General features: G+C 68.7%; 23 protein-coding genes. 15 read left to right on the top strand and 8 right to left on the bottom strand.

What is annotated here, in order from left to right; translation table 11 throughout:
• Positions 1-202 precede the first annotated feature (202 nt).
• From AC3XQU_RS08270 to AC3XQU_RS08255, 4 genes are all read left to right on the top strand, one after another.
• The gene (locus AC3XQU_RS08270) at positions 203-1,042 is read left to right on the top strand and encodes a response regulator (RefSeq protein WP_489873679.1); all 840 of its coding nucleotides are present in this window, start codon (positions 203-205) and stop codon (positions 1,040-1,042) included.
• Positions 1,043-1,155: 113 nt separating this feature from the next.
• Positions 1,156-2,214 carry a uroporphyrinogen decarboxylase/cobalamine-independent methonine synthase family protein gene (locus AC3XQU_RS08265; RefSeq protein ID WP_489873678.1) on the top strand — a complete coding sequence of 353 codons (1,059 nt, stop codon included), beginning with the start codon at positions 1,156-1,158 and terminating at the stop codon, positions 2,212-2,214.
• A complete protein-coding gene (locus AC3XQU_RS08260; protein WP_489873677.1) occupies positions 2,211-5,279 on the top strand; it encodes a hybrid sensor histidine kinase/response regulator in 3,069 nt (1,022 codons plus the stop codon). Before AC3XQU_RS08265 ends, AC3XQU_RS08260 begins: the two co-directional genes overlap by 4 nt.
• Before the next feature lie 132 nt (positions 5,280-5,411).
• Positions 5,412-6,410, top strand: coding sequence for a response regulator (locus AC3XQU_RS08255; protein WP_489873676.1), 999 nt, complete (start codon positions 5,412-5,414; stop codon positions 6,408-6,410).
• 370 nt (positions 6,411-6,780) lie between these two features.
• On the opposite strand, the gene AC3XQU_RS08250 is transcribed toward AC3XQU_RS08255, so the two are convergent.
• Positions 6,781-7,230: a hypothetical protein gene (locus tag AC3XQU_RS08250; protein WP_489873675.1), complete on the bottom strand. Its 450-nt coding sequence runs from the start codon at positions 7,228-7,230 to the stop codon at positions 6,781-6,783.
• Positions 7,231-7,491: 261 nt separating this feature from the next.
• Between AC3XQU_RS08250 and AC3XQU_RS08245 the strand changes: the two genes are divergently transcribed.
• Positions 7,492-9,114, top strand: coding sequence for a response regulator (locus AC3XQU_RS08245; protein WP_489873674.1), 1,623 nt, complete (start codon positions 7,492-7,494; stop codon positions 9,112-9,114).
• Between the two features lie 39 nt (positions 9,115-9,153).
• Here the strand turns inward: AC3XQU_RS08245 and AC3XQU_RS08240 are convergent, their stop codons facing one another.
• Positions 9,154-9,609, bottom strand: a complete 456-nt coding sequence (locus tag AC3XQU_RS08240; protein ID WP_489873673.1) for a hemerythrin domain-containing protein — start codon at positions 9,607-9,609, stop codon at positions 9,154-9,156.
• Positions 9,610-9,797: 188 nt separating this feature from the next.
• On the opposite strand from AC3XQU_RS08240, the gene AC3XQU_RS08235 reads away from it, so the two are divergent.
• On the top strand, positions 9,798-10,535 hold the full coding sequence (locus tag AC3XQU_RS08235) for a sensor histidine kinase (RefSeq protein WP_489873672.1): 738 nt from the start codon (positions 9,798-9,800) through the stop codon (positions 10,533-10,535).
• Positions 10,536-10,592: 57 nt separating this feature from the next.
• On the opposite strand, the gene AC3XQU_RS08230 is transcribed toward AC3XQU_RS08235, so the two are convergent.
• Complete coding sequence (locus AC3XQU_RS08230; protein WP_489873671.1) at positions 10,593-11,927, bottom strand: NAD(P)/FAD-dependent oxidoreductase; 1,335 nt, start codon at positions 11,925-11,927, stop codon at positions 10,593-10,595.
• A gap of 213 nt (positions 11,928-12,140) precedes the next feature.
• Here AC3XQU_RS08230 and AC3XQU_RS08225 point away from each other — a divergent pair, with 213 nt between their 5' ends.
• Positions 12,141-13,136, top strand: coding sequence for an aldo/keto reductase (locus AC3XQU_RS08225; protein WP_489873670.1), 996 nt, complete (start codon positions 12,141-12,143; stop codon positions 13,134-13,136).
• A 3-nt stretch (positions 13,137-13,139) separates the two neighbouring features.
• Here the strand turns inward: AC3XQU_RS08225 and AC3XQU_RS08220 are convergent, their stop codons facing one another.
• The 3 genes from AC3XQU_RS08220 to AC3XQU_RS08210 form a co-directional block, all read right to left on the bottom strand.
• Positions 13,140-13,646 carry a hypothetical protein gene (locus AC3XQU_RS08220; RefSeq protein WP_489873669.1) on the bottom strand — a complete coding sequence of 169 codons (507 nt, stop codon included), beginning with the start codon at positions 13,644-13,646 and terminating at the stop codon, positions 13,140-13,142.
• Positions 13,647-13,747: 101 nt separating this feature from the next.
• Complete coding sequence (locus AC3XQU_RS08215; protein WP_489873668.1) at positions 13,748-14,527, bottom strand: LytR/AlgR family response regulator transcription factor; 780 nt, start codon at positions 14,525-14,527, stop codon at positions 13,748-13,750.
• The gene (locus tag AC3XQU_RS08210) at positions 14,520-15,815 is read right to left on the bottom strand and encodes a sensor histidine kinase (RefSeq protein ID WP_489873667.1); all 1,296 of its coding nucleotides are present in this window, start codon (positions 15,813-15,815) and stop codon (positions 14,520-14,522) included. The genes AC3XQU_RS08215 and AC3XQU_RS08210 overlap by 8 nt, the downstream gene beginning before the upstream one ends.
• A 215-nt stretch (positions 15,816-16,030) precedes the next feature.
• Here AC3XQU_RS08210 and AC3XQU_RS08205 point away from each other — a divergent pair, with 215 nt between their 5' ends.
• From AC3XQU_RS08205 to AC3XQU_RS08195, 3 genes are all read left to right on the top strand, one after another.
• Positions 16,031-16,708 (top strand): hypothetical protein, encoded by a 678-nt coding sequence (locus AC3XQU_RS08205; protein WP_489873666.1) that lies wholly within the window; start codon positions 16,031-16,033, stop codon positions 16,706-16,708.
• Between the two features lie 69 nt (positions 16,709-16,777).
• The gene (locus AC3XQU_RS08200; RefSeq protein ID WP_489873665.1) at positions 16,778-16,903 is read left to right on the top strand and encodes a hypothetical protein; all 126 of its coding nucleotides are present in this window, start codon (positions 16,778-16,780) and stop codon (positions 16,901-16,903) included.
• A 108-nt stretch (positions 16,904-17,011) separates the two neighbouring features.
• Positions 17,012-18,259 carry a DEAD/DEAH box helicase gene (locus AC3XQU_RS08195; protein WP_489873664.1) on the top strand — a complete coding sequence of 416 codons (1,248 nt, stop codon included), beginning with the start codon at positions 17,012-17,014 and terminating at the stop codon, positions 18,257-18,259.
• Positions 18,260-18,417: 158 nt separating this feature from the next.
• Here the strand turns inward: AC3XQU_RS08195 and AC3XQU_RS08190 are convergent, their stop codons facing one another.
• Together AC3XQU_RS08190 and AC3XQU_RS08185 are read right to left on the bottom strand one after the other, a co-directional pair.
• Positions 18,418-21,096, bottom strand: a complete 2,679-nt coding sequence (locus AC3XQU_RS08190) for a bifunctional acetate--CoA ligase family protein/GNAT family N-acetyltransferase (RefSeq protein WP_489873663.1) — start codon at positions 21,094-21,096, stop codon at positions 18,418-18,420.
• Positions 21,097-21,142: 46 nt separating this feature from the next.
• On the bottom strand, positions 21,143-21,538 hold the full coding sequence (locus AC3XQU_RS08185; protein WP_489873662.1) for a hypothetical protein: 396 nt from the start codon (positions 21,536-21,538) through the stop codon (positions 21,143-21,145).
• Positions 21,539-21,654: 116 nt separating this feature from the next.
• On the opposite strand from AC3XQU_RS08185, the gene AC3XQU_RS08180 reads away from it, so the two are divergent.
• From AC3XQU_RS08180 to AC3XQU_RS08160, 5 genes are read left to right on the top strand one after another with little or no spacing between them, the layout of a single operon-like run.
• On the top strand, positions 21,655-22,053 hold the full coding sequence (locus AC3XQU_RS08180; RefSeq protein ID WP_489873661.1) for a hypothetical protein: 399 nt from the start codon (positions 21,655-21,657) through the stop codon (positions 22,051-22,053).
• A 57-nt stretch (positions 22,054-22,110) separates the two neighbouring features.
• Positions 22,111-22,464: a hypothetical protein gene (locus AC3XQU_RS08175; protein WP_489873660.1), complete on the top strand. Its 354-nt coding sequence runs from the start codon at positions 22,111-22,113 to the stop codon at positions 22,462-22,464.
• A complete protein-coding gene (locus AC3XQU_RS08170; protein WP_489873659.1) occupies positions 22,464-23,834 on the top strand; it encodes a TolC family protein in 1,371 nt (456 codons plus the stop codon). Before AC3XQU_RS08175 ends, AC3XQU_RS08170 begins: the two co-directional genes overlap by 1 nt.
• On the top strand, positions 23,831-25,207 hold the full coding sequence (locus tag AC3XQU_RS08165; RefSeq protein ID WP_489873658.1) for a multicopper oxidase family protein: 1,377 nt from the start codon (positions 23,831-23,833) through the stop codon (positions 25,205-25,207). Before AC3XQU_RS08170 ends, AC3XQU_RS08165 begins: the two co-directional genes overlap by 4 nt.
• A 13-nt stretch (positions 25,208-25,220) precedes the next feature.
• Positions 25,221-25,577, top strand: a complete 357-nt coding sequence (locus tag AC3XQU_RS08160) for a translation initiation factor Sui1 (RefSeq protein WP_489873657.1) — start codon at positions 25,221-25,223, stop codon at positions 25,575-25,577.
• Positions 25,578-25,606: the final 29 nt, after the last annotated feature.

The raw sequence follows: 25,606 nt of genomic DNA, 5'->3' as shown, positions 1-25,606 counted from the left end.
ATTTGCGGCAATGCAGCATGATCGGCCTGTCTCCTCTATTCTCCTCCAAGGAAATAGATTCAGCCCACTTCTTACGAAGTGGGCTTTTTTTTGGGCGCCGGCATACAGGACCCCGACGGACGGGCGCGCGGATCGAACCGCCAACACCGCTGCATTTGGTGTAGCATGACCGCCATGTTTTCGTTCCTATAACACTCCGCCCATGCCTGAATTCGAATCGTCGCCGCGTACTGCGCTCTCTTACGACTGGTCCGCCAGCGCACTGGGCGATCCCGCCGGCTGGCCCGCCCCGCTACGCGCGGCAGCCGACCTGCTGCTGAACTCGCCCCTGCCGGGCCTGCTCGTATGGGGACGCCAGACCATCCTGGTGTTCAACGAAGCGTATGCCGCGCTGGCCGGTCTCGGCTGCGGCCGGGTGCCGGGCGGTTCGGTGCCTTCGGTGCTGCCGCCGCCGCTCTCGAGCGCCGGCAGCGCCCTGCAGGCGGCCTGGGACGGCCAGGCGCGCGTGGTCCAGGGCGCCGCGCCCACCTTCCGCCGTGCGGAAGGCCCGCTCGACTACCACTGCGACCTGTGGCTCACGCCGGTCATGGATGCGGACGGCGGCGTCGCCGGCGTGCACGTCCTGCTGGCCCCGCCCGCTCCGGTCGCCGCGGCGCCGGCGCCCGACGCGGGCAGCGGCAGCCTGCGCATCCTGGTGGTCGAAGACAATATCGACTCCCAGTACCTGGTATGCGAGATGCTCAAGGCCTTCGGCCACGAAGCCGACGGCGTGGCCCATCCGAACGACGCGCTCGATCTGCTCGGGCGCCAGCGCTACGACGTGCTGTTTTCGGACGTCAGCCTGCCCGGCATGTCGGGCGTCGACCTGGCGCGCAAGGCGGTCGGCGACGACCCCGCGCTGAAGGTCATCTTCGCCTCGGGCTATGGCGACTCGCTGCTGCGCCACCTCGAATTCCCCTACCTGTCGCTGCAGAAGCCCTACGAGCTGGACCAGCTCCAGGACGCCCTGGCCAAAGTGGCGCGCCTGCCGGCGCACGGTTAAGGCGTGCGACTCACGTGGTGCCGCCGCGACGCGGCTGGGCTACAATGGACGGAATTGGGACAGCCCTGTCCCATTCTTTGCCGCGCCCACGGGGGCGCAGCGCCCGGCCAGCGATGACGATCCCGACTGAACCCATCGGCAGCATGCCCCGCCCGCCAGAACTGGTCGCAGCAGTGCGCGCCGGCGCCGGCCAGCGCGAGCTCGCGGCGCTGGTCGACGCGGCGGTGCGCACCACCGTGGCCGACTTCGAAGCCACCGGCGCCCCCGTCATCACCGATGGCGAGCAGGGCAAGTTCGAGAATTTCTGGAGCTATCCGGTGCACGGCGCGGCCAATACCGCTCCCGACGGCTTCCGCATCCCGATCGGCAGCGGCGCGCGCCAGCGCATGCCGCGCCTGACCCACGGCCCCTTCCGCTACCGGCGCTACGCCGACGAGTTCGTGCGCGCCGCGCGCCTGCATGCCACCTTGCCGCTCAAGCAGGCCATCATCTCCCCCTCGGCGCTGTCGCTGCTGTATCCGGCCGACGGCATCGAGGGCTACTCGCGCGAGCAGTTCCTGGACGACCTCGTGCGCGAACACGAGACCGAGATCCGCCGCTGCCTCGAGGCCGGCGCGCACAAGGTGCAGGTCGATTTCGCCGAAGGCCCGCTGGCGATGCGGCTCGACCCGAGCGGCGCCCTGCTGGCCAGCTTCGTCCACCTGAACAACATGGCGCTCGACCGCTTCTCCAGCGACCAGCGCGCGCTGATCGGCCTGCACGTGTCGCCTGCCGGCGTGCACGGCGCCGGCGACCTCGCGGTCGACTATGCCGAATTGCTGCCGGCCCTGTTCGAGATCCGCGCCGGCAGCTTCTATATCGCGCTGGCCGGCCAGCCCGACCCCGAGCGCGTGCTGCGCATCGCGCGCGACTATGCGCGCCCGGACCAGCGCGTGTTCGTCGGCGTCACCGACCCGTCCAACCCGCAGGTCGAGACGGCCGAACAGGTGCGCGACCGCGTGCTGCTGGCCGCCACCTACCTCGCGCCCCAGCGCCTGGGCACCACCGACGACGCCGGCTTCGCGCCCTTCTACGACGACGCCGGGGTCGGCCGCGACACCGCCTTTGCCAAGGTGCGCGCGCGGGTCGAGGGCACGCGCCTGGCGGCCCGCATGCTGGAAGGAGCGGCATGAGCGACGACCACGAACTCGAACGGATGCGCTCGGCGGCACTGCGCAATGCGCAGAGCGTGCTGGCCGCGCGCCAGCGCGCCGAAGAAGAACTGATGGGCGCGCAGGAAGCCCTGCGCCGCGCCAGCGAGCGCATGGAAAACATGCTCGAAAGCCTGAGCGACGGCTTCTGCGCGGTCGACCGCAACTGGCGCATCACCTACATCAACGGGCGCGCCCTGGACATGATCGCGCCGCTCGACAAGAGCCGCGCCGGCCTGGTGGGCCGCAACCTGTGGGACGAATTCGAAGACCTGCACGGGACCTCGGTGGCCCAGGACTGCCTGCGCGCGATGGAGCAGCGCGAGACCGTGGTGCGCGATTTCTACTACGCGCGCCTGCAGTGCTGGGTCGAGATGCGCCTGCATCCGTCGCCGGACGGGCTCACGCTCTACTTCCAGGACATCACCCAGCGCAAGCTGGACCAGCAGGCCCTGGTCGAGAACAATACCCGCCTGCAGCTGGCGCTGGCCGCCGGGCGCCTGGGCGACTGGCGCTGGGACGCCGCCCCCGACCGGGTGCAGCTGGGCGTGCGCGCCGCCGGCATCCTCGGCCTGCCGGCCGACACACCTCTACGCTGGCCGCAGCTGCGCGCGCGCCTGCATCCCGGGCACCGGCGCCAGGTGCGGCGCGCCGTGGTGGCCGCGTTCAAGGCGCGGGCCGACCTGAACATCGAATGCCGGGTCGACACCGGCGCCCAGCCGGCGCGCTGGGTGGCCCTGGTCGGGCGTCCCGACTACCTCGAGATCAGGGGCCAGGAAACCCTGGTCGGCATGACCGGCGTGGTGCAGGACATCACCAGCCGCAAGCACGCCGAAGACACGCTGCGCCAGAGCGAAGAGCTGCTGCGCGCGCTGGCCAACTCGATCCCGCAGCTGGCCTGGATGGCCGGCACCGACGGCGCCATCGTCTGGTTCAACGACCGCTGGTACGACTACACCGGCCGCACACCCGAGCAGAGCGTGGGCTGGAACTGGCAGGACGCGATCGAGCCGAACGCCCTGCCGGCCGTGATGGCGCGTTGGCAGGACACCATCGGCAGCGGCGAGCCCTTCGAGATGGAATTCCCGCTGCGCGGGCTCGATGGCCGCTACCGCTGGCACCTGACCCGGATCCGCGCCGTGCGCGATCCCGAAGGCCGGGTGCTGCGCTGGTTCGGCACGAATACCGACGTCGACGGCGTGAAACGCACCGAGCAGGCCCTGCGCGACGAGTCGCACGTGCTCGAACTGCTCAACAGCACCGGCAGCATCCTGGCCTCGACGCGCGACCTGCGCTCGCTGCTGCGGGCCGCCACCGAAGCGGCCGCCGGCGTGAGCGGCGCGCATTTCGGCGCCTTCTATCATGTCGACCCCGCAGCCGACGGCAGCGCCGACGCGGCGTCCGACGGCACCCTGTTCTCGCTCTACACGCTGGGCGGCGGCACCTCGGCGCAGTTCCACAGCATCGGCGCGGCCCAGGCCGGCGCGCTGTTCGGCCCGATCCAGCGCGCGCAAGGCCTGGTGCGGGTCGACGACATCGAGCGCGACGGGCGCTATGCCGGCAGCGCCTCGCAATTCGGGCTGCCCGAAGGCCATCCGCCGGTGCGCAGCTACATGGCGGTGCCGGTGGTGGCGCGCTCCGGAGAGCTGCTGGGCACCATGCTGTTCGGCGATCCGGAACCGGGCGTGTTCACCGAACGCAGCGAACGGATCGTCGCGGGCATCGCGCTGCAGGCGGCGATCGCGGTGGACAACACGCGCCTGTACGAAGCAACCAGCCGCGCCGCCGAAGAACGCAAGGTGCTGCTCGAGAACGAGCGCGAAGCACGCGCCGAGGCCGAGCGCAGCAGCCAGATGAAGGACGAATTCCTGGCCACGCTCTCGCACGAACTGCGCACGCCGCTGTCGGCCATCCTCGGCTGGTCGCAGGTGCTGCGCCGCGGCAGCCGCGACGGCGCCGACCTGCAGCGCGGCCTGCAGACCATCGAGCGCAATGCGCGCGCCCAGGCCCAGCTGATCGAAGACCTGCTCGACATGAGCCGCATCACCTCGGGCAAGGTGCTGCTCGAGATGCAGCCGATCAGCCCCAGCTCCTTCATCGATGCGGCCATCGAAACCGTGCGCCCGGCGGCCGAGGCCAAGCAGATCACGCTCGAGAAGCGTTACGGCGGACCGGGCGACGCCGCCCTGCTGGTGGCGGGCGACACCGGGCGCCTGCAGCAGGTGGTCTGGAACCTGCTGTCCAACGCCATCAAGTTCACCCCGCGCGACGGCACCGTGGCGGTGGAAGTGGGCCAGCGCGAGGGCTCGGTCGCGATCACGGTGCGCGACAACGGCGCCGGTATCCGCCCCGAATTCATCACCCACGTGTTCGAGCGCTTCCGCCAGGAAGACGCGTCGATGACGCGCCGCCACGGCGGCCTCGGTTTGGGCCTGTCGATCGTCAAGCACCTGGTCGAGCAGCATGGCGGCACGGTGCGCGCCGAAAGCCCGGGCGAAGGCCTGGGCGCCAGCTTCACGATCGAACTGCCGCTGGCCAAGGCGCCGCCAGGCAGCGGGCGCCGCGCCGGCGACGGCGGCGCCGCACTCCCCTTGCCCGCCGAACTGCCGGAGAACGCCGTGCGCGACCTGTCCGGCATCACGGTGCTGGTGGTGGACGACGACCGCGACTCGCGCGAGCTGATCGCACGCATCCTGACCGACTGCCATGCGCGCGTGCGGGTCGCCGCCAGCGCGCGCGAAGCCTTCGAGGCCCTGAAAGAGAATCGGCCCGCCCTCCTGATCAGCGACGTCGGCATGCCCGAGGTCGACGGCTTCGAATTCATCGGCTGGGTGCGCCGCTTGCCGGTGGAGGCCGGCGGCCAGGTGCCGGCCATCGCCCTGACCGCGTTTGCCCGCTCCGAAGACCGGCTGCGGGCGCTGGAAGCCGGTTTTTCCACCCATATTTCCAAGCCGGTCGAACCGAGCGAATTGATTGCAATGGTCGCTTCGGTGGCCGCCCCGGGGACGCAAATGGTGGCCGGTACGCCCCGGGGACACGGTCGTTGAAGTTCCTACCGGCTCACGCGGCGCTGTCCTACAAGAAATTTTGTAGGCTTTGCTAGACTATGCAGAGATGGGACAAGCCCATTCCAGAAAGAAATGGAACAGGCACTCCAGACCGAGTAGAAGAGACCAAGCATGCCGAGCAGACAAGACATTTTGAACGCAAAAATCCTGGTGGTGGACGACTCGCCGGACAATATCGAATTGATGGAAGAGATATTGCGCGAGGAAGGCTACACCTGCGTCAGTTCGACCATGTTCCCGGACCAGGTGTGCCCGCTGCACCGCGAGCATAACTACGACCTGATCCTGCTCGACCTGCAGATGCCGGGCATGAACGGCTTCCAGGTCATGAAGGGCCTGAAGGAAATCGAACAGGGCGGCTACCTGCCGGTGCTGGCCCTGACCGCCCAGCCGAGCTTCAAGATCGCCGCGCTCGAGGCCGGTGCGCGCGACTTCATCAGCAAGCCCTTCGACCTGCTCGAGGTGCACAAGCGCATCCACAACATGCTCGAAGTGCGCCTGCTCTACAAGGAGCTGGCCCAGTATTCCCGCGCACAGCAGGAACTGGCGCTGCACGACGCCCTCACCGGCCTGCCCAACCGCCGCCTGCTGGAAGACCGCATCGAAACGGCCCTCCAGCACGCCAACCGCAGCCATGCCAAGGCCGCGATCATGTACCTGGACCTGGATGGCTTCAAGGCGATCAACGACACCTATGGCCACGCCTACGGCGACGAGATCCTGAAGATGGTCTCGCAGCGCCTGCTGGCCAGCTCGCGCAAGGAAGACACCGTCGCGCGCCTGGGCGGCGACGAATTCATGGTGGTGCTGGGCGATATCCACTGCCTGGCCGATGCGCAAGGCCCGGCCGCCAAGCTGGTCGAGGCCCTGTCCGAGCCCTTCTTCATCAAGGACCTGACGCTGCGCCTGTCGACCTCGATCGGCATCAGCATCTATCCTGACGACGCCGAGTCAGTCGATTCGCTCATCAGCATCGCCGACTACGCCCTGTACGAAGCCAAGCGCGCCGGCAAGAACCGCTTCTGCTCGCCCGCGGCCAACCGCCAGTCGGCCGCCAAGATGCCGCTGCCGGCCAGCGCACCGGTGCCGGAGCTCGCGCCGCACCGCTAGGCCCCTGCCTGCACCGCTGCGTTCGACTTGGGCCCCATCGGGGCCCAAGTCCATTGTGGCGCCCGACAAGCGCAAGGATACTTCGGGGTCAGGTCTGACATTCGGACACGAGGATACCCAACTTCGGGGTCAGGTCTGACATTCGGACACGGACTCAACTGAAACACGGATGAGCTTGTGTCCGAATGTCAGACCTGACCCCGGTTGGTTGTTGTGACCCCGGTTGGTTGTTGACCCCGGTGTTTGCAGTGCTTCGGTTTTGCAGCGCACTGCCCTCACCCGCGTTCGGAAAAAAGCTTCGGAAACAAACAGGCCACGGGCAGCGTGCGCCGCCCGTGGCCTGTTTAGGGACTGAAGGAAACGGCTGGTATCAGCGGTTGCCGCCCTCGTCCTTCTGCAGGTAGCCGGTACGCACCTCGGCATTGCGCAGCGCCTCTTCGGAGTGCGCTTCCATGGCCTGGGCGCCCTGGTGGTCGCGTGCGGCGTCGACCTTGTCCGGTGCGACTTCGATGCGGGTAATGCCCGAATCGACCGAGATCGGGTCGCTGGCCGGGAAGGTCATTTCGACGGCGTCGTCGAGCAGGCATTCTTCCGCCTGATCCTTGCTGGAGGCGCCTTCGCAGGTGGCGAGGGCATGGATGGCCACTGCATAATTCACGACCGCCATCTTCGCCAGGTCGCCGACCGTGCGCACGCCGGCAGCGGCGAACGCGCTGGCCTGCTGTTCGGTAATGCCGCTCAGGGCGGTCAGCGGCGCGTTGACGAGCTCGCTAAATGACTTGCCGTGGAATTGTTGATTTACGATGTTATCGATATTCATGATTGTCCTTTCAAGTTGGGGCCCCGGTCCTGCATGTCGATACGGCTGAACTGGACGCTTTTACTATCGCACAGGGGGTGGTGTGGCGTATGTGCGGCACCGTACCGGTAATGCTGCACACAATTGAGTTTTTTGCTCTAATGCACTTTATTCGCCGTGCTATCATTCGCTGTTATTACGCAGGCTTTCTTTAACGCAACATTCGGCTCCGGTATTCTTGTTCCGAAGGCACATCCTTTTGGCGAAAGTACCGCAAACATCGTGGCACATACTGATAAACCGAAAATCCTTGTCGTGAATGACGATGCGGCAAGCCTGCTGGCCCTGACGAGCTTGCTCGACCAATGGGCGGACGAAAGCAATTACACCGTCCACTCCGCCCGGTCCGGACAGGAAGCCCTGCGCCAGGTACTGTTGTACGACTTTGCCGTGATCCTGCTCGACGTGAACATGCCGGGCATGGACGGTTTCGAGACCGCCGAGGCGATCCACCAGCGCGCGCGCTCGGCCGACATCCCGATCATCTTCGTCACCGCCTTCCTGGCCGACGAGATCGACCGCCTGAAAGCCTACCAGCGCGGCGCAGCCGACTTCATGTTCACGCCGGTGATCCCGCAGGTGCTGCACGCGAAGGTGTCAGTGTTCGTGGCACTGGCCATGAAGAACGAGCAGCTCAAGCGCCAGGCCGAGAAGCTGTCCCAGCGCACCACCGAGCTGACCGCGACCAACCGGCGCCTCGTGCGCGAGATGGAAGAGCGCCGCGACGCCGAGCGCAAGAGCCACGCCAAGGACGAGTTCCTCGCCATGCTCGGCCACGAGCTGCGCAACCCGCTGTCGGCCATCAGCAGCGCTTCTTCCCTGATCGGCCTGCCAGGCGCCAACAGCGAGACCGTCGGCCGCGCCAAGCAGATCATCCAGCGCCAGAGCCAGCACCTGTCGCGCATCGTCGACGACCTGCTCGACCTGTCGCGCGCGATGTCGGGCAAGATCCTGCTGGCCCGCAAACCGCTCGACCTGGCCAACCTGGTGTCCGGCTGCCTGGAAACCTTCCGCGCCACAGGCCGCACCGCCGGCTACCGCTTCAGCGTCGACCTGGCCCCCGGCTGGGTGGATGGCGACCCGACCCGCCTCGAGCAGATCATCTCGAACCTGCTCGACAACGCGATCAAGTACACCCCGGCCGGCGGCAATATCGACATCAACCTGGCCGAGACTGCCGACGAAGCCGTGCTGACCGTGCGCGACAGCGGCGTGGGCATCCCGCCCGACCTGCTGCCCCATGTGTTCGACGTCTTCGTGCAGGGCGCGATCTCGATCGACCGCTCGCAGGGCGGCCTGGGCATCGGCCTGTCGCTGGTGCGCCGGCTGGTCGAGCTGCATGGCGGCAGCGTCAGCGCGCAGAGCGAAGGCAGCGGCAACGGCTCGACCTTCCTGATCCGCCTGCCGCGCACGGAACCCGCCGTGGCGCCGCAAGCGCCCCAGCATTCGCTGGGCGACAATACCGGCAAGCCGTCGGTGCTGCTGATCGAAGACAATGAAGACGGCCGCGAGATGATGGCGACCATGCTGGCCGCCCATGGCTTCCCGGTGGCCCAGGCGGCCGACGGCTTGCAGGGCGTGGCGGCAGCCATCAGCGGCCTGCCGGCGGCGGCGCTGGTTGACATCGGCCTGCCCGGTATCGACGGCTATGAAGTGGCGCGCCGCCTGCGGCGCGATCCTGCCACCGCCGGCATCCGCTTGATTGCCCTGACGGGGTATGGCCTGGCGGAAGACCAGCGGCGCGTGCTGGAAGCGGGCTTCGACCAGCACCTGGTGAAACCCGTGAGCATGGACCAGCTGCTCGAAGCCCTGGCGCCGGCAAGCATGCCGGCCGACGCGGCCTGAGCCGCCTTGCCCGGACCCTGGCGTCCGGGCAAATAAGGCTTACTGCAGTTCGGCGGCGCGCGCCGCCAGTTCCTGTCCCAGCCCCACCAGGTCGAGCTTGAGCTCGCGCATCTTCGGGAACATTTCCTTCTCTTCTTCCTCGACGTGGTGCTCGACCAGTTCGCCCAGCACCTTCACCTTGGCGTCGTACAGGTCCTCGCCCGGGTCCATTTCCTGGATTTGCGCGATCAGGTCCTTGGCCGAACCATGCTCGACGACGGCCTCGTCGACCATGTCTTCGGTTTCCTCGGTTGCTTCGCGCACGGCCGGATACAGGATTTCTTCTTCGATCGTGGTGTGCATGATGAGCGCGTCGCAGATCTTGTCGGCGAGCTTTTTCTTGCTGACCTTGGCGCGGTCGGTCATGTTCTCGAATTCATCGAACATGGATTTCACTTCGCGGTGCTGCGCGGTGAGCAGCGTGATGGCATCCTGCGGCTTGGTTGCGGTCGTCATTTGTTACCCCCGATTATGTTAATAAAGTGGTATCTCCCACAGCCCCAGCATCGCGCGAAACCGCCGGGCGCACCGTACGGCACCGCACGCATTCCCCGCCATGCAGCCCGGCAAGCAGGGCATCTTCCTTGCGCGCCGCCATCCGTCCAACTGTTGTATGATTTGGGAAACATTTAACCGAGCTTACGATGACCGAACCGGCATATCCGCTGTCCGACACCGCAGCAAGCGCATCCCATGCGCCGGTCCCGGACCGCACCGCTGAACTCACCGAGATGCTGGCCTATGTGTCCGGCTGCTGGGACGAGGAAAGGCGCCTGCTGGCACGCCAGCTGCACGACAGCCTCGGCTCGTCGATGACGGCGCTGACCATGCACCTTGCGCTGCTGAGCCAGCACATCCCTGCCGAGAACCAGGCGATGCGCGACCGCGGTGCGCAGATGAAGACCCTGCTGGCGAACATCATCGAGACCAACCGCAAGATGCAGCTCGAGCTGTGGAACGACAAGCTCGAATTCCTCGGCCTGAAGTCCGCGCTGGCCGAGCTGGTGCCCGAGTTCGGCGCCGAGCATGGCTTGACGGCGCGCGCCAGCCTGCCGGACGAAGATGGTTCCTACACGCGTACCCAGGGCGTCGTGCTGCTGCGCTGCGCCGAGGAAGGCCTGCGCAACGTCGCCGCGCATGCGCAGGCGACCGAGGTGGACGTGGTGCTCGACGACGACGGCGAGCAGCTGATGCTCACCGTGCGCGACAACGGCGTCGGCCTGCCGCCCGGCGCCAAGGTCATGGAAACCAACAGCTGCCATGGCCTGCGCCTGCTGCGCGAACGCGCCCGCTTCCTGGGCGGCACGCTGGAATTGTCCACGCTCGACGCCGGCGGCGCCCTGCTGCGCATGACCCTGCCCAAGGCCGCGCCGGGCGCCTAGCGTCCGCGGCCCGGCAGCGGGCCGGCTCCCGTCTGGCGGGAACAGGCCCGGGCTGCCTCAGTGCAGCTTCACCAGCGGCGTCGCCCGCCGTACCAGGAAACGCGCCACCGCCAGCACCCCGGTACGCATGGTGCCGAGCACGGCGCGGTGGTGCATCAGGTGCAGGCTGGTGTACATCAACCTCGCCATCCAGCCCTGCACGAACCAGCTCGCCCCGCGCAGCGACCCCATCAGGCTGCCCACGCTGGTGCTGCGGCCCACCGACACCAGCGAACCATAATCGCGGTACTCGTAAGGCGCGGCTTGCGGCGCCTCGCCCTTGTGCTTGCGCAGGAAAGTCGTGACCAGGTAATCGGCCTGCTGGTGGGCGGCCTGGGCACGCGGCGGCACTACGGCGCCGTTGCCGTCGACGCAGGCGGCGCAATCGCCCAGCGCGTAGAGGTCGGGCATGCCCTTGACCCGCAAGTGCGCATCGACCTCGACCTGGCCGCCCTTGGCCAGCGGCAAACCAAAACCCTCCAGCAGTTCGGGCGCGCGGATGCCCGCCGCCCAGACGCACAGCTTGGACGGATAGACATTGCCGTCCTTGTCGATCACGCGGTCCTTCTCGATGGCCGTGACGCGGCAGTTGGCGACCACGCGGATGCCGCGCTTGTCCAGCAGGTCGGCCGCGGCCTGCGACACTTTCTCGGGCAGCGGCGCCAGCACCCGAGGCGCGCCTTCCAGGATGGTGATGCGCACGTCGCGCCGCACATCGAGCTGGTCGAAGCCGTAGGTGACGTAGGCGCCGGACGCTTCGCGCAGTTCGGCCGCCAGCTCCACGCCGGTGGCGCCGCCGCCGATGATCACCACGTCCAGGCCCTCGCCCTTGCCATGGCCATTGCCGTGCTGTTCTTCCTGGTCCTGTTCCGCGGCCAGCATCAGGCGCAGCATCCGCAGGCGGAAGCGCTCGGCGTCTTCGGTGGCGTTCAGGGAAATGGTATGTTCGCGTGCGCCGGGCACGCCGAAATAATTGGAAGTGCTGCCGATGGCCAGCACCAGCGCGCCGTAGGCGAGCTTGCGCTCGGGCAGGACTTCGTCCTTGTCGCTTGCCGCGACGATGGCGCCGACGGTGAGGGATTTGGCGGCGGCGTCGAGCGCCGTCATGGGGCCGAACACGAAATTGAAGCCATTGTCGTGCGCCAGCATCTGGTAGGACAGGCCTTCCTGGTGGATGTCCAGGGTGCCGGCGGCCACCTCGTGCAGCGAGGGCTTCCAGATATGGTAGAGCCGGCTGTCCACCAGCGTTACCTTCGACGGCCCGAGTTTGCGGCCCAGTTTGCAGGCCAGCTCCAGGCCGCCCGCCCCACCTCCCACGATCACGATATCGCTACGCACAGTAAGCTCCTTCATGTCGCCCGTCCGGCAACGCCAGCACATGGGCGATGTGGCAATCTTACTACGCCTGGGCTGGCGGCGTGCGCGGGTGCCGGGCCCATGAGGCGGCCGCGGTGCGACGGGCAAGCGCCGGCCCGGCCGCAATCATGCGCGGGGCGCGCCGGGTGTAGGATGCCTGGCAGGACCGACCGCTCCTGCCCTGCCGACGAGACACGAAAGGAAACGAGAATGCACCAGCGCTACCGACCGATCACGCACCTGGGCCTGGGCGGCACCGGGCTGGGCGACATGTACCACGCCACGAGCGACGAGGCCGCGCACGCCACCGTCGATGCCGCCTGGGACACCGGCATCCGCTATTTCGACACCGCGCCGCACTACGGCACCGGCTTGTCCGAGCATCGCTTCGGCCAGGCCCTGCGCCGCCGCGCGCGCGCCGACTATACGCTCTCGACCAAGGTCGGGCGCCTGCTGGTGCCGCACCCCGCGGGCGATCTCGCCGCGCCCTTCGTGTCCTCGATGCCGTTCCGGCGCGTGATCGACTTCACCGCCGCCGGCGCGCGCCGCGCGGTCGAGGATAGCCTGCAGCGCCTGGCGCTGGGCAGCATCGACATCGTGTATGTGCACGACTTGTCGCCCGACGCGTTCGGATCGGAATTCGAGCACTATTTCAGGGTGGCCTCCGGTCCCGGCGGCGCCTTCGAGGGCCTGGTGCGGATGCGCGAGGAAGGCATGATCAAGGGCTGGGGGCTGGGCGTGAACACGGTCGAGCCCTGCCTGCGCGCGCTGCAGCAGTCCGATCCCGACATCTTCCTGCTGGCCGGGCGCTACACGCTGATGGAAACCACGGCCCTGGACGCCCTGTTCCCGCTGTGCGCAAGGCAGGGCGCCGGGGTGGTGCTCGGTGGCCCCTATAATTCGGGCTTCCTGGCCGGGGGCGACCATTACGACTACCTGCCGGCCAGCCCACAGCGCCATGCCCAGCGCGAACGCCTGCGCCGGGTGGCCGCGCGCCATGGCGTGGACCTGGCCGCCGCCGCGCTGCAGTTCGGCGCGGCCCATCCGGAGGTGGTGGCGACGATTCCCGGCGCCAGCAGCGCCCACCACCTGCGCCGCAATGCGGGCCTGATGGAGGCACCGATCCCGGCCGCGTTCTGGGAAGAGCTGGTCGCGGAGGGCCTGTTGCCGCGCGAAGCGCCGCTGCCGGGCCAGGGCCCCGGCTGAAACTCAGTCGTGACCGCGGCCGTGGCCCTTGCCGTGGCCCTTGCCATGACCCTTGTCGTGGTGCTTGTCCTTGTGCTTGCCATGCCCGCGGTCGTCGTAGCGGTCGTCGCGGCGCTCGTAGCGGTCGTCGCGGCGGTCGTCGCTGCGGACGTATCGCTCGCTGCGCTCATACCCGCCGTGGCTCTCGCGGTAGCGCGGCGCATACACGTTCGAATACCACTGGTCCTGCACGAACATCACCGGCTGGCCGCAGGCGCCGTATTTGCGGCAATGCTTGCTCCAGTTCTTGCGGTGGCCCGGCGGCACGCGCAGGTAGACCGGCTGCACGTTGGTGCGGTAGTGGCGCTCGACGATCACCGGCTGCGCCAGGTAGACCGGCGGCGGGCCGTAGTCGCCGATATCCAGGCGGCCATAGAAGCCCGGCTGGCCGATGCTGATGCTGACATTGGTCTGGGCCAGGGCCGGGAAGGAAGCGGCCGCCAGGGCTGCGTAAAGGATCAGGGATTTCATGGGTGCCTCTTGGAGTGAATGTCCACACGTTACCATTGGGAACGTTGTTCGGATGTACGGTACCGAACATTTCCCGTTTTGGGGCACCCTTTCACACTCGCTTACATGTTGCGGAACAGCGCCATGAAGGGCTGGCTCACGGCCAGGGTCTCGGGCCGGTTCTTCAGGCGCACGATGCCGCGCCCGGTATCGTCGCGCGTCACGCCGGCCACCGCGCGCAAATTGACGATGGTCGAGCGGTGCACCTGCTTGAACATGGACGGGTCGAGCACCTCGAGCAGGTCGCGGATGGGTTTGCGCAGCAGCGCTTCGCCCTCCTGCGTCATGACCACTGTGTACTTGCTGTCGGCCTGGAAGTAGGCGACGTCGTCGACCAGGATCAGGCGCGTTTCCTGGCCGCGGCTGGCGGTGAGCCAGACCAGCGGCGGCGCCTTGCGCTGGGGCGGCGCCACGCCCGCCAGCTGCTGCAGCAGCGCCTGCAGCTGGCCCATCTGCCCCTGGTCCTGGCCGCCGCGCGCCAGGCGTTCCTTGACCCGGCCCACCGTCCCGGCCAGGCGCTCGCGCGCCACCGGCTTGAGCAGGTAGTCGACGGCGCCGCGCTCGAAAGCGTCGATCGCATACTGGTCGTAGGCGGTCACGAACACGACCTCGGTCCTGATCCCGGATTCCAGCACGCTCGATGCCACCTCCAGGCCGCTCAGGCCCGGCATCCGGATATCGAGGAAGGCGACCTCGGGCTGGTAGGCGGCAATCGCTTCCAGGGCGCTGCCGCCGTCCTCGCAGGCGGCGACGATCTCCAGCTCGGGCCAGACCTGGCCAAGCAGCTGCACCAGCGATTCGCGCAGCAGGGCTTCGTCTTCGGCAATGACGCATCTAGGCATGATGGACTCCTTCGCCGGTGCTGTTGACGGCATTGGGCACGGTGATGGTGGCCGCCACGCCGCTCGGGAAGTTGGCCACGATCGAGAACGAGGCGGCGCTGCCGTAGGCCAGGCGCAGGCGCTCGCGCACGTTGCGCAGGCCGACCCCGGTGCCGCCGCCCTCGGCGGTAAAGCCGCGGCCATCGTCGGCCACCGTCACCGCCACCGCATTGTCGACCTGGCGCGCCAGGATCCAGACCGTGCCGCCGCCCGGCTTGGGCTCCAGGCCGTGCTTGATCGCGTTCTCCACCAGGGTCTGCAGCATCATGGTCGGGAACAGCACGCCGCGCAGGGCGTCGGGAATGTCGACCTGCAGCTGCAGGCGCGGGCCCATGCGGATCTTCAGGATGTCGAGGTAGGCCCGGGCCCGCTCGAGTTCCTCGCCGATGGTCGAGGGCGCGTCCTCGGTGCGCGGCAGCGAGTGGCGCAGGTACTGGATCAGGTTGCCGAGCATCTCGTCGGCGCGCGCCGGGTCGGTCCGGGTGAGGACCTGGGCGCTGGCCAGGGTGTTGTACAGGAAGTGCGGCTCGACCTGGGCGTGCAGCAGGTTCAGCTTGGCGACGGTCAGCTCTTTTTCGGTGGTGGTCTGGCGTACCCTGGCCTTCTCGCCGCGGCGGCGCTCGGCCACGCGGCGGGTGATGGCGCGCACGATGGCTTCCGCGTTTTCCAGGTTGGTGCCATGGTCGACCAGGAACCAGTCGGTCCAGGCCGCGCCTTCCGGCTCGCAGACCAGGGTCACGCTGCCGGCCTCGTCGCCGTTGGGGGTGACCGTGGCCAGGATCTGGTTGCGGCGCGACCCGAAATGGTCGAGCGCCCAGTTGGACAGCGCGCTGTCGCTGCGCTCGTTGTTGCCGTAGGGGTCGACCCTGGCCACCTTGGCGCGCACCTGCAGGCTGTCGCGGGCGCTCTCGGAAATCACCGCGCCCGGCAGTTCGCGAATGGCCGCGTCGATCAGGTCGAAGGCTTCGCCCGCCTCGAACGGGATCTCGATCTGGCGCCGCTGGCGGTTCGACAGCGTGCCGGCATTGACCTGTCCCGACACCAGGCGCACCCGGCGGATGTGCGAGAACACGCCCGAGAGCACCCACAGGCCGAGCACGAAACCGAGCAGCACCAGGTAGCCGCCGAGGTCCCGGGTACCCCATTCGGTGTGCTGGAAGATCGATTCGACCAGGAAAATGCACAGGATGATGTAAACCGCGAGCCAGGCAACGAGGAGCCGGCCGAAGTGGAAGGTACTTGAAATCATGATGTTCTCTCAGTAGTCAGGGCAGCGCCAGATTAAGCCCGGTCTTCATTGCCGGGTGACATTATGCGACGGAGCCGGGATAAGGGCGACGAAACCGGGGAGGAGCGGCGCAAATAATCCGTTGCGCATCCGTCTCATCCGGCGCGCCGCGCTCGCGCATTGGCATGCCCTGCGGCTACAATGCCTGCGCTGATCGACACTGAAAGGTTTTCCGCATGTCCCTGAAACACACCGTCTTCGCCGCTTGCGCCCTGCTCGCCGCCACCTCCGCCCATGCCCAGGCTGGCGTCGCCCTCACCGCCGACATCGGCACCACCGGCGCCGGTTTCCACGTGGTGGTCCCGATGGAGACCTACCTCAACGGCCGCTTCGGCGCCAATTATTTCAAGCACGACTTCGACAAGCGCTCCGGCCTGGTGGACTACCAGTTCGACGGCAAGCTGCAGACCTTCGACATCCTGTTCGACTGGTACCTGCGCCCGCAGGGCGATTTCCGCCTGACCGGCGGCCTGGTGTACAACGGCACCCGCTTCGACGCCGTCGGCAAGCCGGGCGTGGCGGGCAGCTTCAGCTTCAACGGCAATACCTACACCAGCCGGGACATCGGCGTCCTGGAAGGCGACGTGACCTTCCGCCGCGCAGCGCCCTATATCGGCATCGGCTGGGGCAATGCCCTGAACCCGAACAAGCGCTGGAACTTCAGCGCCGACCTCGGCGCGTTCTACCAGGGCAAGGCCACCGTCAACCTGATCCCGCGCGGCTGCGTGACCTCGAACGCCCTGTGCAGCCAGCTGGCGCGCGACGTGGCGGTCGAGGAACTGCGCCTGAGCGAGGACGTGTCGGATTTCAAGGTGTATCCGGTGCTGCGCGCCAGCCTGTCGTACCGTTTCTAAAAAAACCACGGGCATATGCATTTCCGGCGCGGACCGGCGTATGATGGAAGCTCCCCTGGAGGATCCGCCATGCCACCGCGCCTTCTGCTCGCCGCCGCCTTCGCCCTGTCCTGCCTGGCCCTTGCCGGCTGCAAGGACCAGCGCGAGCCTGCCAAGCCCATCGTCGACCTGTCGCGCACCGTCGTGGCCGACTGAGCCGGGGGCTTGCTTCCCCGTCCCCTGCTTGCCTGCCCCTGCAGGCGGCGCGGCGCCTGTCTCGATGTGAGACACTAGCGCCTGTTCATTTATTTCCGCACCTTACCCATGCCGTTTGCTTCCCTCGGGCTGATCGACCACCTCAATCAGACCCTCGCTTCGCTCGACTACACCACCCCGACCACCGTCCAGCAGCAGGCGATCCCCGCCGTGCTCGCGGGCAAGGACGTCATGGCCGCGGCCCAGACCGGCACCGGCAAGACCGCCAGCTTCGCGCTGCCGCTGCTGCAGCGGCTCAGCAGGAAAAGCACCCCGGTCGGCAGCAATGCCGCGCGCGTGCTGGTGCTGGTGCCCACGCGCGAACTGGCCGAGCAGGTGCACGAGAGTTTCAAGACCTACGGCGCCGGCCTGATGCTGCGCACGATGGTCGCCTACGGCGGCGTCAGCATCAACCCGCAGATGATGAGCCTGCGCAAGGGCGTGGACGTGCTGGTGGCCACGCCTGGCCGCCTGCTCGACCTGCACCGCCAGAACGCGGTCACCTTCAACCTGGTCGAGACCCTGGTACTGGACGAAGCCGACCGCATGCTCGACCTGGGCTTTTCGCGCGAGCTCGACCAGGTGTTCGCCGCCCTGCCGAAAAAGCGCCAGACCCTGCTGTTCTCGGCCACCTTCTCCGACCAGATCCGCGCCATGGCCAACCGCCTGCTGCGCGAGCCGGTGCGGATCGAGGCGGCGCCGCGCAACTCCACGGTCACGGCGATCAGGCAGTGGCTGGTGACGGTGGACAAGAAGCGCAAGTCCGAGCTGTTCCTGCACCTGCTCAAACAACACGACTGGCCGCAGGTGCTGGCCTTTTGCAAGACGCGCAAAGGCGTGGACGAGCTGGTCACGCTGCTCGAGGCCAAGCGCATCCCGGCCGATTCGATCCACGGCGACAAGCCGCAACCGGCGCGCCTGCGCGCGCTGGAGCGCTTCAAGGCGGGCGACGTGCGGGTGCTGGTCGCCACCGACGTGGCCGCGCGCGGACTCGATATCGAGGACTTGCCGGTGGTGGTGAACGTGGACCTGCCGATCGTGGCCGAGGATTACGTGCACCGCACCGGCCGCACCGGCCGCGCCGGCGCTTCGGGCGAAGCGGTGTCGCTGGTATGCGCGGACGAGGTCGAACAGCTGGCGGCGATCGAGGCGCTCACGCGCCAGACTTTGGCGCGGATCGAGGAAAACGGCTTCGTGCCGGATCACCGGGTGCCGCTGACGCAGGCCGGTGGGCAGATCGTGAAAAAGCCGAAGAAGCCCGAGAAGCCGAAAGGGAACGCGCCGGTGGTGACGGAGGATGTACGCTTCAGGCGGTGAAATATTATTTCATATGAGCAGCCTCCATGAAATAAGATTTCATCGTCGGCCCGTAGGGTGGGCGAGTCCCTTGCCCACGCGGTCAAATGACCTATCCGGGGCCTGCTTCTTCGGCATGCACTCTTGCGTTGACCGCGTGGGCAGGAAACCTGCCCACCCTACAACACCAGTTTCATCTCGCGCATGCCTTCCAGCCCGGTCGACTTCACCGTGAACCCGAGCTTCTTCACCATCCCGGTAATGCGCGAATTCTGCGGCAGCGCCTCGCCCACGATCTCGCGCGTGCCGCGCGAGCGGCAGTAGGCGATCAGCTTTTCCATCATCATCTTCCCCAGCCCCATGCCCTTCAGGTCCGAGCGCACCGTCACCGCGAATTCGGCCGTGATGTTGTCCGGATCGGCCACCACCCGGCCCACCGCCAGCGTCTCGGGCACGCCGTCCGCATTCGGACGCGTCGCAATGAAGGCCATCTCGCGGTCGTAGTCGATCTGGGTGAAGCGCGCCAGCTGCGAAGGCTGCAGCTCGCGGATGCGCACGAACATCCGGTAGCGCACGTCGTCCGGCGTGAGCGCATCGAAGAACGCCAGGTGCGCCGGCCCGTCCTCGGGCCGGATCGGCCGCAGCAGGAGCGGCGCGCCATTCCACTCGACGGTCTCTTCCAGCTCGCGCGGATAGGGCCGGATCGCGAGGCGGTCGAGCGTGCTGCCGGAGCGGTCGGCCAGCGCCAGGCGCATGCGCGCATCCAGCACCACGGCGCCCTTGGCGTCGGCCAGCAGCGGGTTCAGGTCCAGCTCCACGATCTCGGGAATGTCCGACACCATGCGCGAGACCTGGACCAGGCTGGCCAGCACCGCGTCCATGTTCACTGCCGGCCGGCTGCGGTAGCCGGCCAGCAGGCGCGCCACGCGGGTGCGGTCGACCAGGTCGCGCGCCAGCACCAGGTTCAGCGGCGGCAGGCCGACCGAATGGTCGTCGGCCACCTCCACCGTCACCCCGCCCTGCCCGAACACGATCACGGGCCCGAAGACCGCGTCGAGCGCGGCGCCGACAATGAGCTCGTGGGCATTGCCGCGCCGGACCATCGCCTGCACCGCGTAGCCTTCAAAGCGCGCCTCCGGGAACAGTTCGCCCAGCCGGCGCCGCATGCGCGCAGCCGCGGCGCGCACCGCTTCCCCGGTATCGAGGTCGAGCGCCACGCCGCCGAAGTCCGATTTGTGCATCACGTCGGGCGTGAGGATCTTCACCGCCACCGGATAGCCGATGTTCTGCGCCGCCTGCACCGCCGCCTCGATGTCGCGCGCCGCGCGAGACTCGACCACCGCCATGCCATAGGTGCGCAGGATGGCCTTGGTCTCGGGGTCGGACAGCAGGTAGCGCCCGTTGGCCAGGGCTTCGCGCACCAGTGCGCGCGCCGCGGCGCGGTCCGGCGCCACCGTGCCGGCCATCGAGGGCGGCACCTCCATCAAGAGGTTCTGGTTGCGCCGGTAGTGCACCAGCTGCAGGAAGCCGGCCACCGCGTCTTCCGGCGTGCGGTAGGCCGGCAGGCGCGCGTTGGACGCGATCGCGCGCGCGTCCGCTACCGACGCGCCTCCCAGCCAGCACGACAGGATGGTCTTGGACGCCGTGCGCACCAGCGGCGCGACGGCGTCGGCCACGTCGCGGCTGGCCACGGTGGCAGTGGGCGACTGGATGACGAGCACCGCATCGACCTGCGGGTCCTGCAGCAGGATCTCGACCGTCTCGCGATAGACCGCGGGCAGCGCCCCGCCCTGCAGGTTGACCACGTTCCCGCGCCGCCAGCCCGGCGCCAGCAGCGCATCGAGCCGTTCCAGCGACGCCGTTGAAAACGGGGCCTCGACCCCGCCGCCATAGGCCAGCGCGTCGCGCGCCAGCACGCCCGGCCCGGCGCCGTTGCTGACGATGGCCAGGCGCTCGCCGTGCAGCGGGCGCGCATAGGCCAGGGTCTCGGCCGCTGAGAACAGCTGGTCGGTGGTGTACACGCGCAGCATGCCGGCGCGCCGGATCGCGGCGTCGAACACGTCGTCGGGATGGGCCAGCGCCCCGCTTTCGCTGGCGGCGGCCGGCAGCGAATCGTCCTGGCGGCCGGCCTTGAGCACCAGCACCGGCTTGCTGCGCGCCGCCGCGCGCGCGGCCGACATGAATTTGCGCGCGTGGCGCAGGTCTTGCACGTACAGCAAAATGGCGCCGGTCCCGCCATCGCTGGCCAGGTAGTCGAGCACGTCGCCCAGGTCGACGTCGGCCGCGTCGCCCAGTGCGACGAAGTGCGAAAAGCCGATGCCGCGCGTCCGTGCCCAGTCCAGCACCCCGGCCATCAAGGCGCCCGACTGCGACACGAAGGCGATCCGCCCGGGCAGCGCGCCGCTGTGGGCCACGCTGGCATTCAGGCCCAGGCCAGGGACCAGCAGCCCGGCGCTGTTCGGGCCCAGCAGGCGCAGCAGATAGGGATTGGCGGCGTCGAGCATCGCCTGGCGCAGGCTGCGGCCCTTGAGGTCGCGCGCGCCCTGCGGGATCGCGCTCAAGACCAGCGCCGCGCGGGTCCCGCGTTCGCCCAGCTGGCGCACGATGGCCGGAATCGTGGCCGGCGGCGTGCAGATCAGGGCCAGCGCTGGCGCCTGCGGCAGCTCGGCGACGCCGGCATAACAGCGCCGGCCTGCCAGCTCCTGGTACTTGGGATTGACCGGCCAGACCTCGCCCTTGAAACCGCCCGCCAGCAGGTTGTGCAGCAGGGTCGCGCCCACGCTGCCGGCCCGCGAGGACGCGCCGACCAGGGCCACCGAGCCGGGCGCGAACAGGTGCTGGAGGTTGCGTACGCTCATGCGGAGAGCATAGCGCCGCTTCGAAAGGCGGCGCGCACCGTACCGCTCAGCCGGCGGATGCGGTCTTGCCGGCGCGCGAGGCGGGCAAGGCGCACAGCGCCGGCGAGCGGGCGCGCAATTCGCGCATCAGGCCATCTACCAGGAAGGGCGTGTGCCGGCCGACGGTGGCGGCATCGAGCCGGGCGCCCTGGAGATGGGCGCGGAACACGTGGGCTTCGCTCAGTTCGAACACGGGCAAGGTGGCCAGGGTGTCGGGCGAGGCGAGCGGCGGGGCGGCGTAGAAGCGCAGGCGGAACTGGCGGTCGAGGCGGATGCTGCCGTTGAGGAAGCGGTCCGCGCCGACGTCGAACAGCACCTGCACCACGATCTGCGCGGCGCGGCTGGCGATCTCTTCCTGGTTCTTCCTGCGGCGTGGTTCGAACAGGCGGGAGAGGATCTCCATCGCTGCGCTCCTGGTGTCATTCTTGTAAATAGTCTGGAAGGATACTAACAGTAGAGCCGTGTGCCAGCAATTTTGCAGCCCGGGAGTGTTGTAAAAACCCATGCTAGAATGCCCCGGTGAAGATGCTCGCCCGTACCCTCCTCGTCTGGTTCGTCCTGCTTGCGGTTCCCTTCCAGGGATTTGCCGCGGCGGCGATGCGCTGCGCGCACGGAACGAGCGCGGCCCCGGCCGCCCACGGCGTCCCGGCGCAGGCTGCAAGCCATCGCGGCGACGAGGCCAAGCCGCCCTGCCACCAGCAGGCAGCGGGGCAGCAGGCCCCGGACGACGGCGAACCCCACCACGAAACATGCGGTAACTGCGCCGCCTGCTCGGTCGGCGCCGCCATCGCACCGGCGGCGTCAAGCGCGTCCCCGGATTGCTGCCCCTGCAGTTGCGGTCCCGGCGCGGCCCAGGCGCGGGTCGCCGCAATCGCCCCCGACCTCCCCGAGCGCCCGCCCCGCCTCCTCCTCGCCTGATCCGCCCGGCCGCAGCGTCACGCGCGGCTGCCCCGTATTCGACCGAACGAGGTTTGCATGTCCCATTCCCTATTCAAGGCCTGCGCCGCCCTGCTCGCGCTGGCCAGCTTCCACGCCTGCGCCGGCGCGCCGCCGCGCCCCGACGATGCCGCCGCCGCGGTGCCCGAGACGCGCTACCGCGCCCCTGGCGCCTACCGCGCCGCCGAGGCGCAAGCCGCCACGCCCGACCGCCACTGGATCGAGGCCAACCGCACCGTATCCGGCTACAACTCGATGATGCTGACGATGCCGCAGCGCCCGGCGCCGCGTGCAGCCGAGCCGTCCGAGGCGGCGCCGCAGCCTGCCAGCGAGCATGGCGGGCATGCGGGTCACGGCGCGCATGCGGGCCACGGCAAGGAAGGACGGCACTGATGCGCCTTTCTACCTTGACGCTGGCCTGCGCCGCCCTCGCCCTGTCCGGCTGCGCGACGACCAGCCCCGAACACGCGGCCAGCGAGGTCGCCCGCATGGTGCAGGAACGCACCGGCGCCACGCCGCGCCTGGCGGGCAGCGACGCCCAGGCCCTGAACCAGGAGGTCAACGCCCTGCTCGCGCAGCCGGTGTCGATGGACGCAGCGGTGCGCATCGCCCTGCTCAACAACCCGGGCCTGCAGGCGGCCTATTGGGACGTCGGCGTGGCCCAGGCCGACCTGGCCCAGGCCGCGCGCCTGAGGAATCCCTCGCTCGGCTTCTCGCGCCTGGCCGGCGGCGGCGAGGTCGAGATCGAGCGCTCGATCTCCTTCGACCTGGCCGGCCTGCTCACCCTGCCGCTGCGCCAGCGCATGGAAACCCGGCGCTTCGAGGCGGCCCGGCTCAGCGTTGCGGCAGCCATCGAGCGCCATGCGATCGAGACCCGCAAGGCCTGGGTCGAGGCGGTCGCCGCGCAGCAGGCGCTGGTCTATGCGCGCCAGGTCAATGCCTCGGCCGAAGCGGCCGCGGAACTGATGGGACGCATGGTCAAGGCCGGCAATGCCAGCACGCTCGACCTGGCGCGCGAGCGGGCGGCCTATGCCGACACCGCCGCCGGCGTGATGCGCGCCGCGCGCGCACTCGACGCCGCGCGCGAAGGCCTGGCGCGCCAGCTCGGCCTGTGGGGCAGCCAGGCCGGCTACACCCTGCCCGAACGCCTGCCCGACCTGCCTACGGCGCCGCGCGAACCGGCCCGCATCGAGCAGACGGCCCTCGAGCGGCGCCTGGACGTGCAGGCCGCGCGCCTGGCCGCGCAGCACACGGCCGCCGACCTTGGCTTGACGCGCACGACGCGCTTCGTGAACGTGCTGGAGCTCGGCGCGCACGACAAGCGCGAGACCGGCGCCGAACGCGCGAAGGGCTATGAGGTCGGACTGGAACTGCCGCTGTTCGACTGGGGCGGCGCGCGTGTGGCGCGCGCCGAGGCGACCTACATGCAGGCCCTGCACCGCGTGGCCGACATCGGGGTGACCGCCCGCAGCCAGGCGCGCGAGAGCTATCTCGGCTACCGCGCCAGCTACGACCTGGCCCGCCACTACCGCGACGAGGTCATCCCGCTGCGCAAGAAGATCGCCGACGAAACCCTGCTGCGCTACAACGGCATGCTGGCCAGTCCCTTCGAATTGCTGAGCGATTCGCGCGAGCAGGCGCAGGCCGTGAGCAGCTATCTCGACGCCCTCAAGGAATTCTGGCTCGCCGACGCCGCGCTCGACAGCGCGCTCGGCGGCCGCCCGGATGCCGCCGCGCATCCGCACCAGGAACAGACACCATGACCGACCGCAGAAACTTCCTCGCCAATGCCGGCGTCACCGTCCTCGGCGCCTCGCTGGTCAGCAAGGCCGGCGCCGCCGGCCTGCCCGAAGCGCCCGTCCAGGCATCGAGCGCCACCGCCGCGCCCTTCCATCCACCGAGCGGCCGTCCCTACAACCCGGTGGTCACCCTCAACGGCTGGACCCTGCCGTGGCGCATGAAGGACGGCGTCAAGGAATTCCACCTGGTGGCCGAACCGGTGGTGCGCGAATTCGCGCCCGGCATGCAGGCCAACCTGTGGGGCTACAACGGCCAGAGCCCGGGCCCGACCATCGAAGTGGTCGAGGGCGACCGCGTGCGCATCTTCGTCACCAACAAGCTGCCCGAGCACACCAGCGTGCACTGGCACGGCCAGATCCTGCCCTGCGGGATGGACGGCGTCACCGGCCTGACCCAGCCCGGCATCCCGCCCGGGAAAACCTTCGTCTACGAATTCGTGGCGCGCCACGCCGGCACCTTCATGTACCACCCGCATGCCGACGAGATGCAGCAGATGGCGATGGGGATGATGGGTTTCTGGGTGACCCACCCGAAGAATCCGCGCCAGCATGCGGTGGACCGCGACTACGTGCTGCTGCTCTCGAGCTACGACATCGAGCCTGGCAGCTATACGCCGCGCACCAACACCATGCTCGACTTTAACCTGTGGGCCTTCAACAGCCGCGTGTTCCCCGGCATCGACCCGATGGTGGCGCGCCTGAACGACAAGGTGCGCATCCGGGTCGGCAACCTGACCATGACCAACCACCCGATCCACCTGCACGGCCACCGCTTCGAAGTCGCCGGCACCGACGGCGGCTGGGTCCAGCCTTCCGCGCGCTGGCCGGAGGTCACGGCCGACATCGCCGTGGGCCAGATGCGCGCCATCGAATTCGTGGCCGACAATCCGGGCGACTGGGCCTTCCACTGCCACAAGTCGCACCACACCATGAACGCCATGGGTCACGACGTGCCCAACCTGATCGGGGTCGACCACCGCGGCGTGGCGCGCAAGATCAACGACCTGGTGCCGGGCTATATGGTCATGGGCGACAAGGGCGGCTCGATGGGTGACATGAAGATGCGCCTGCCCGAAAACACGCTGCCGATGATGGACGGCAAGGGGCCATTCGGGAACATGGAAATGGGCGGGATGTTCACGGTGCTGAAGGTGCGCGAAGGCCTCGCACGCGGCGACTACCGCGACCCGGGCTGGTACCGCCATCCGGCGGGGACCGTGGCGCACGAGTGGACCGGTCCCCTGCCGGCGGCGCCGGCGGCGCCGCAGGCGGCCGCGCCCGCGCAGCCGGCGGCTCCACCGCACCAGGTGCGCAAGCCGCATGGGCACGGGCATTGAGCGTGGGGGCGGCATGAAAAACAGTGCAGGCAGCAGCCTGGTCTACTCCACCGAGAGCGGGCGCATGTGCCCGGCATGCCGGCACCCCGTCGCGCAGTGCGCGTGCAAGGCCGGCGCCGTGCCCGCGGGCGACGGCGTGGTGCGCGTCTCGCGCCAGACCAAGGGCCGGGGCGGCAAGAGCGTCACCCTGGTCAAGGGCCTGGCGCTCGACGCTGCGCAACTGGCCGTGCTGGGCAAGCAGTTGCGCACTGCCTGCGGCTCGGGCGGGACGGTCAAGGATGGCGTGGTCGAGGTGCAGGGCGACCATTGTGAGCTGGTCATGGCAACGCTCGAGAAGCTGGGGCACAGGCCAAGGCGCTCCGGCGGCTGAGCACCGTTGTCCGGCACGCGCCCTGCGCT

The organism is Telluria sp. AZSoR62, assembly GCF_058111565.1.
The sequence above is the reverse complement of the archived record's forward strand: the minus strand, read 5'-3'. Positions and strand labels throughout refer to the sequence as shown.

What these genes read in the sequence shown, in the direction of transcription:
- AC3XQU_RS08205 (WP_489873666.1), top strand. Translation starts at nt 16,031, where the DNA reads ATGTCCCTGAAACACACCGTCTTCGCCGCTTGCGCCCTGCTCGCCGCC.
- AC3XQU_RS08250 (WP_489873675.1), bottom strand. Translation starts at nt 7,230, where the DNA reads ATGAATATCGATAACATCGTAAATCAACAATTCCACGGCAAGTCATTT.
- AC3XQU_RS08160 (WP_489873657.1), top strand. Translation starts at nt 25,221, where the DNA reads ATGAAAAACAGTGCAGGCAGCAGCCTGGTCTACTCCACCGAGAGCGGG.
- AC3XQU_RS08190 (WP_489873663.1), bottom strand. Translation starts at nt 21,096, where the DNA reads ATGAGCGTACGCAACCTCCAGCACCTGTTCGCGCCCGGCTCGGTGGCC.
- AC3XQU_RS08215 (WP_489873668.1), bottom strand. Translation starts at nt 14,527, where the DNA reads ATGCCTAGATGCGTCATTGCCGAAGACGAAGCCCTGCTGCGCGAATCG.
- AC3XQU_RS08240 (WP_489873673.1), bottom strand. Translation starts at nt 9,609, where the DNA reads ATGACGACCGCAACCAAGCCGCAGGATGCCATCACGCTGCTCACCGCG.
- AC3XQU_RS08200 (WP_489873665.1), top strand. Translation starts at nt 16,778, where the DNA reads ATGCCACCGCGCCTTCTGCTCGCCGCCGCCTTCGCCCTGTCCTGCCTG.
- AC3XQU_RS08230 (WP_489873671.1), bottom strand. Translation starts at nt 11,927, where the DNA reads ATGAAGGAGCTTACTGTGCGTAGCGATATCGTGATCGTGGGAGGTGGG.
- AC3XQU_RS08220 (WP_489873669.1), bottom strand. Translation starts at nt 13,646, where the DNA reads ATGAAATCCCTGATCCTTTACGCAGCCCTGGCGGCCGCTTCCTTCCCG.
- AC3XQU_RS08210 (WP_489873667.1), bottom strand. Translation starts at nt 15,815, where the DNA reads ATGATTTCAAGTACCTTCCACTTCGGCCGGCTCCTCGTTGCCTGGCTC.
- AC3XQU_RS08170 (WP_489873659.1), top strand. Translation starts at nt 22,464, where the DNA reads ATGCGCCTTTCTACCTTGACGCTGGCCTGCGCCGCCCTCGCCCTGTCC.
- AC3XQU_RS08265 (WP_489873678.1), top strand. Translation starts at nt 1,156, where the DNA reads ATGACGATCCCGACTGAACCCATCGGCAGCATGCCCCGCCCGCCAGAA.
- AC3XQU_RS08270 (WP_489873679.1), top strand. Translation starts at nt 203, where the DNA reads ATGCCTGAATTCGAATCGTCGCCGCGTACTGCGCTCTCTTACGACTGG.
- AC3XQU_RS08165 (WP_489873658.1), top strand. Translation starts at nt 23,831, where the DNA reads ATGACCGACCGCAGAAACTTCCTCGCCAATGCCGGCGTCACCGTCCTC.
- AC3XQU_RS08225 (WP_489873670.1), top strand. Translation starts at nt 12,141, where the DNA reads ATGCACCAGCGCTACCGACCGATCACGCACCTGGGCCTGGGCGGCACC.
- AC3XQU_RS08195 (WP_489873664.1), top strand. Translation starts at nt 17,012, where the DNA reads ATGCCGTTTGCTTCCCTCGGGCTGATCGACCACCTCAATCAGACCCTC.
- AC3XQU_RS08175 (WP_489873660.1), top strand. Translation starts at nt 22,111, where the DNA reads ATGTCCCATTCCCTATTCAAGGCCTGCGCCGCCCTGCTCGCGCTGGCC.
- AC3XQU_RS08235 (WP_489873672.1), top strand. Translation starts at nt 9,798, where the DNA reads ATGACCGAACCGGCATATCCGCTGTCCGACACCGCAGCAAGCGCATCC.
- AC3XQU_RS08255 (WP_489873676.1), top strand. Translation starts at nt 5,412, where the DNA reads ATGCCGAGCAGACAAGACATTTTGAACGCAAAAATCCTGGTGGTGGAC.
- AC3XQU_RS08185 (WP_489873662.1), bottom strand. Translation starts at nt 21,538, where the DNA reads ATGGAGATCCTCTCCCGCCTGTTCGAACCACGCCGCAGGAAGAACCAG.
- AC3XQU_RS08260 (WP_489873677.1), top strand. Translation starts at nt 2,211, where the DNA reads ATGAGCGACGACCACGAACTCGAACGGATGCGCTCGGCGGCACTGCGC.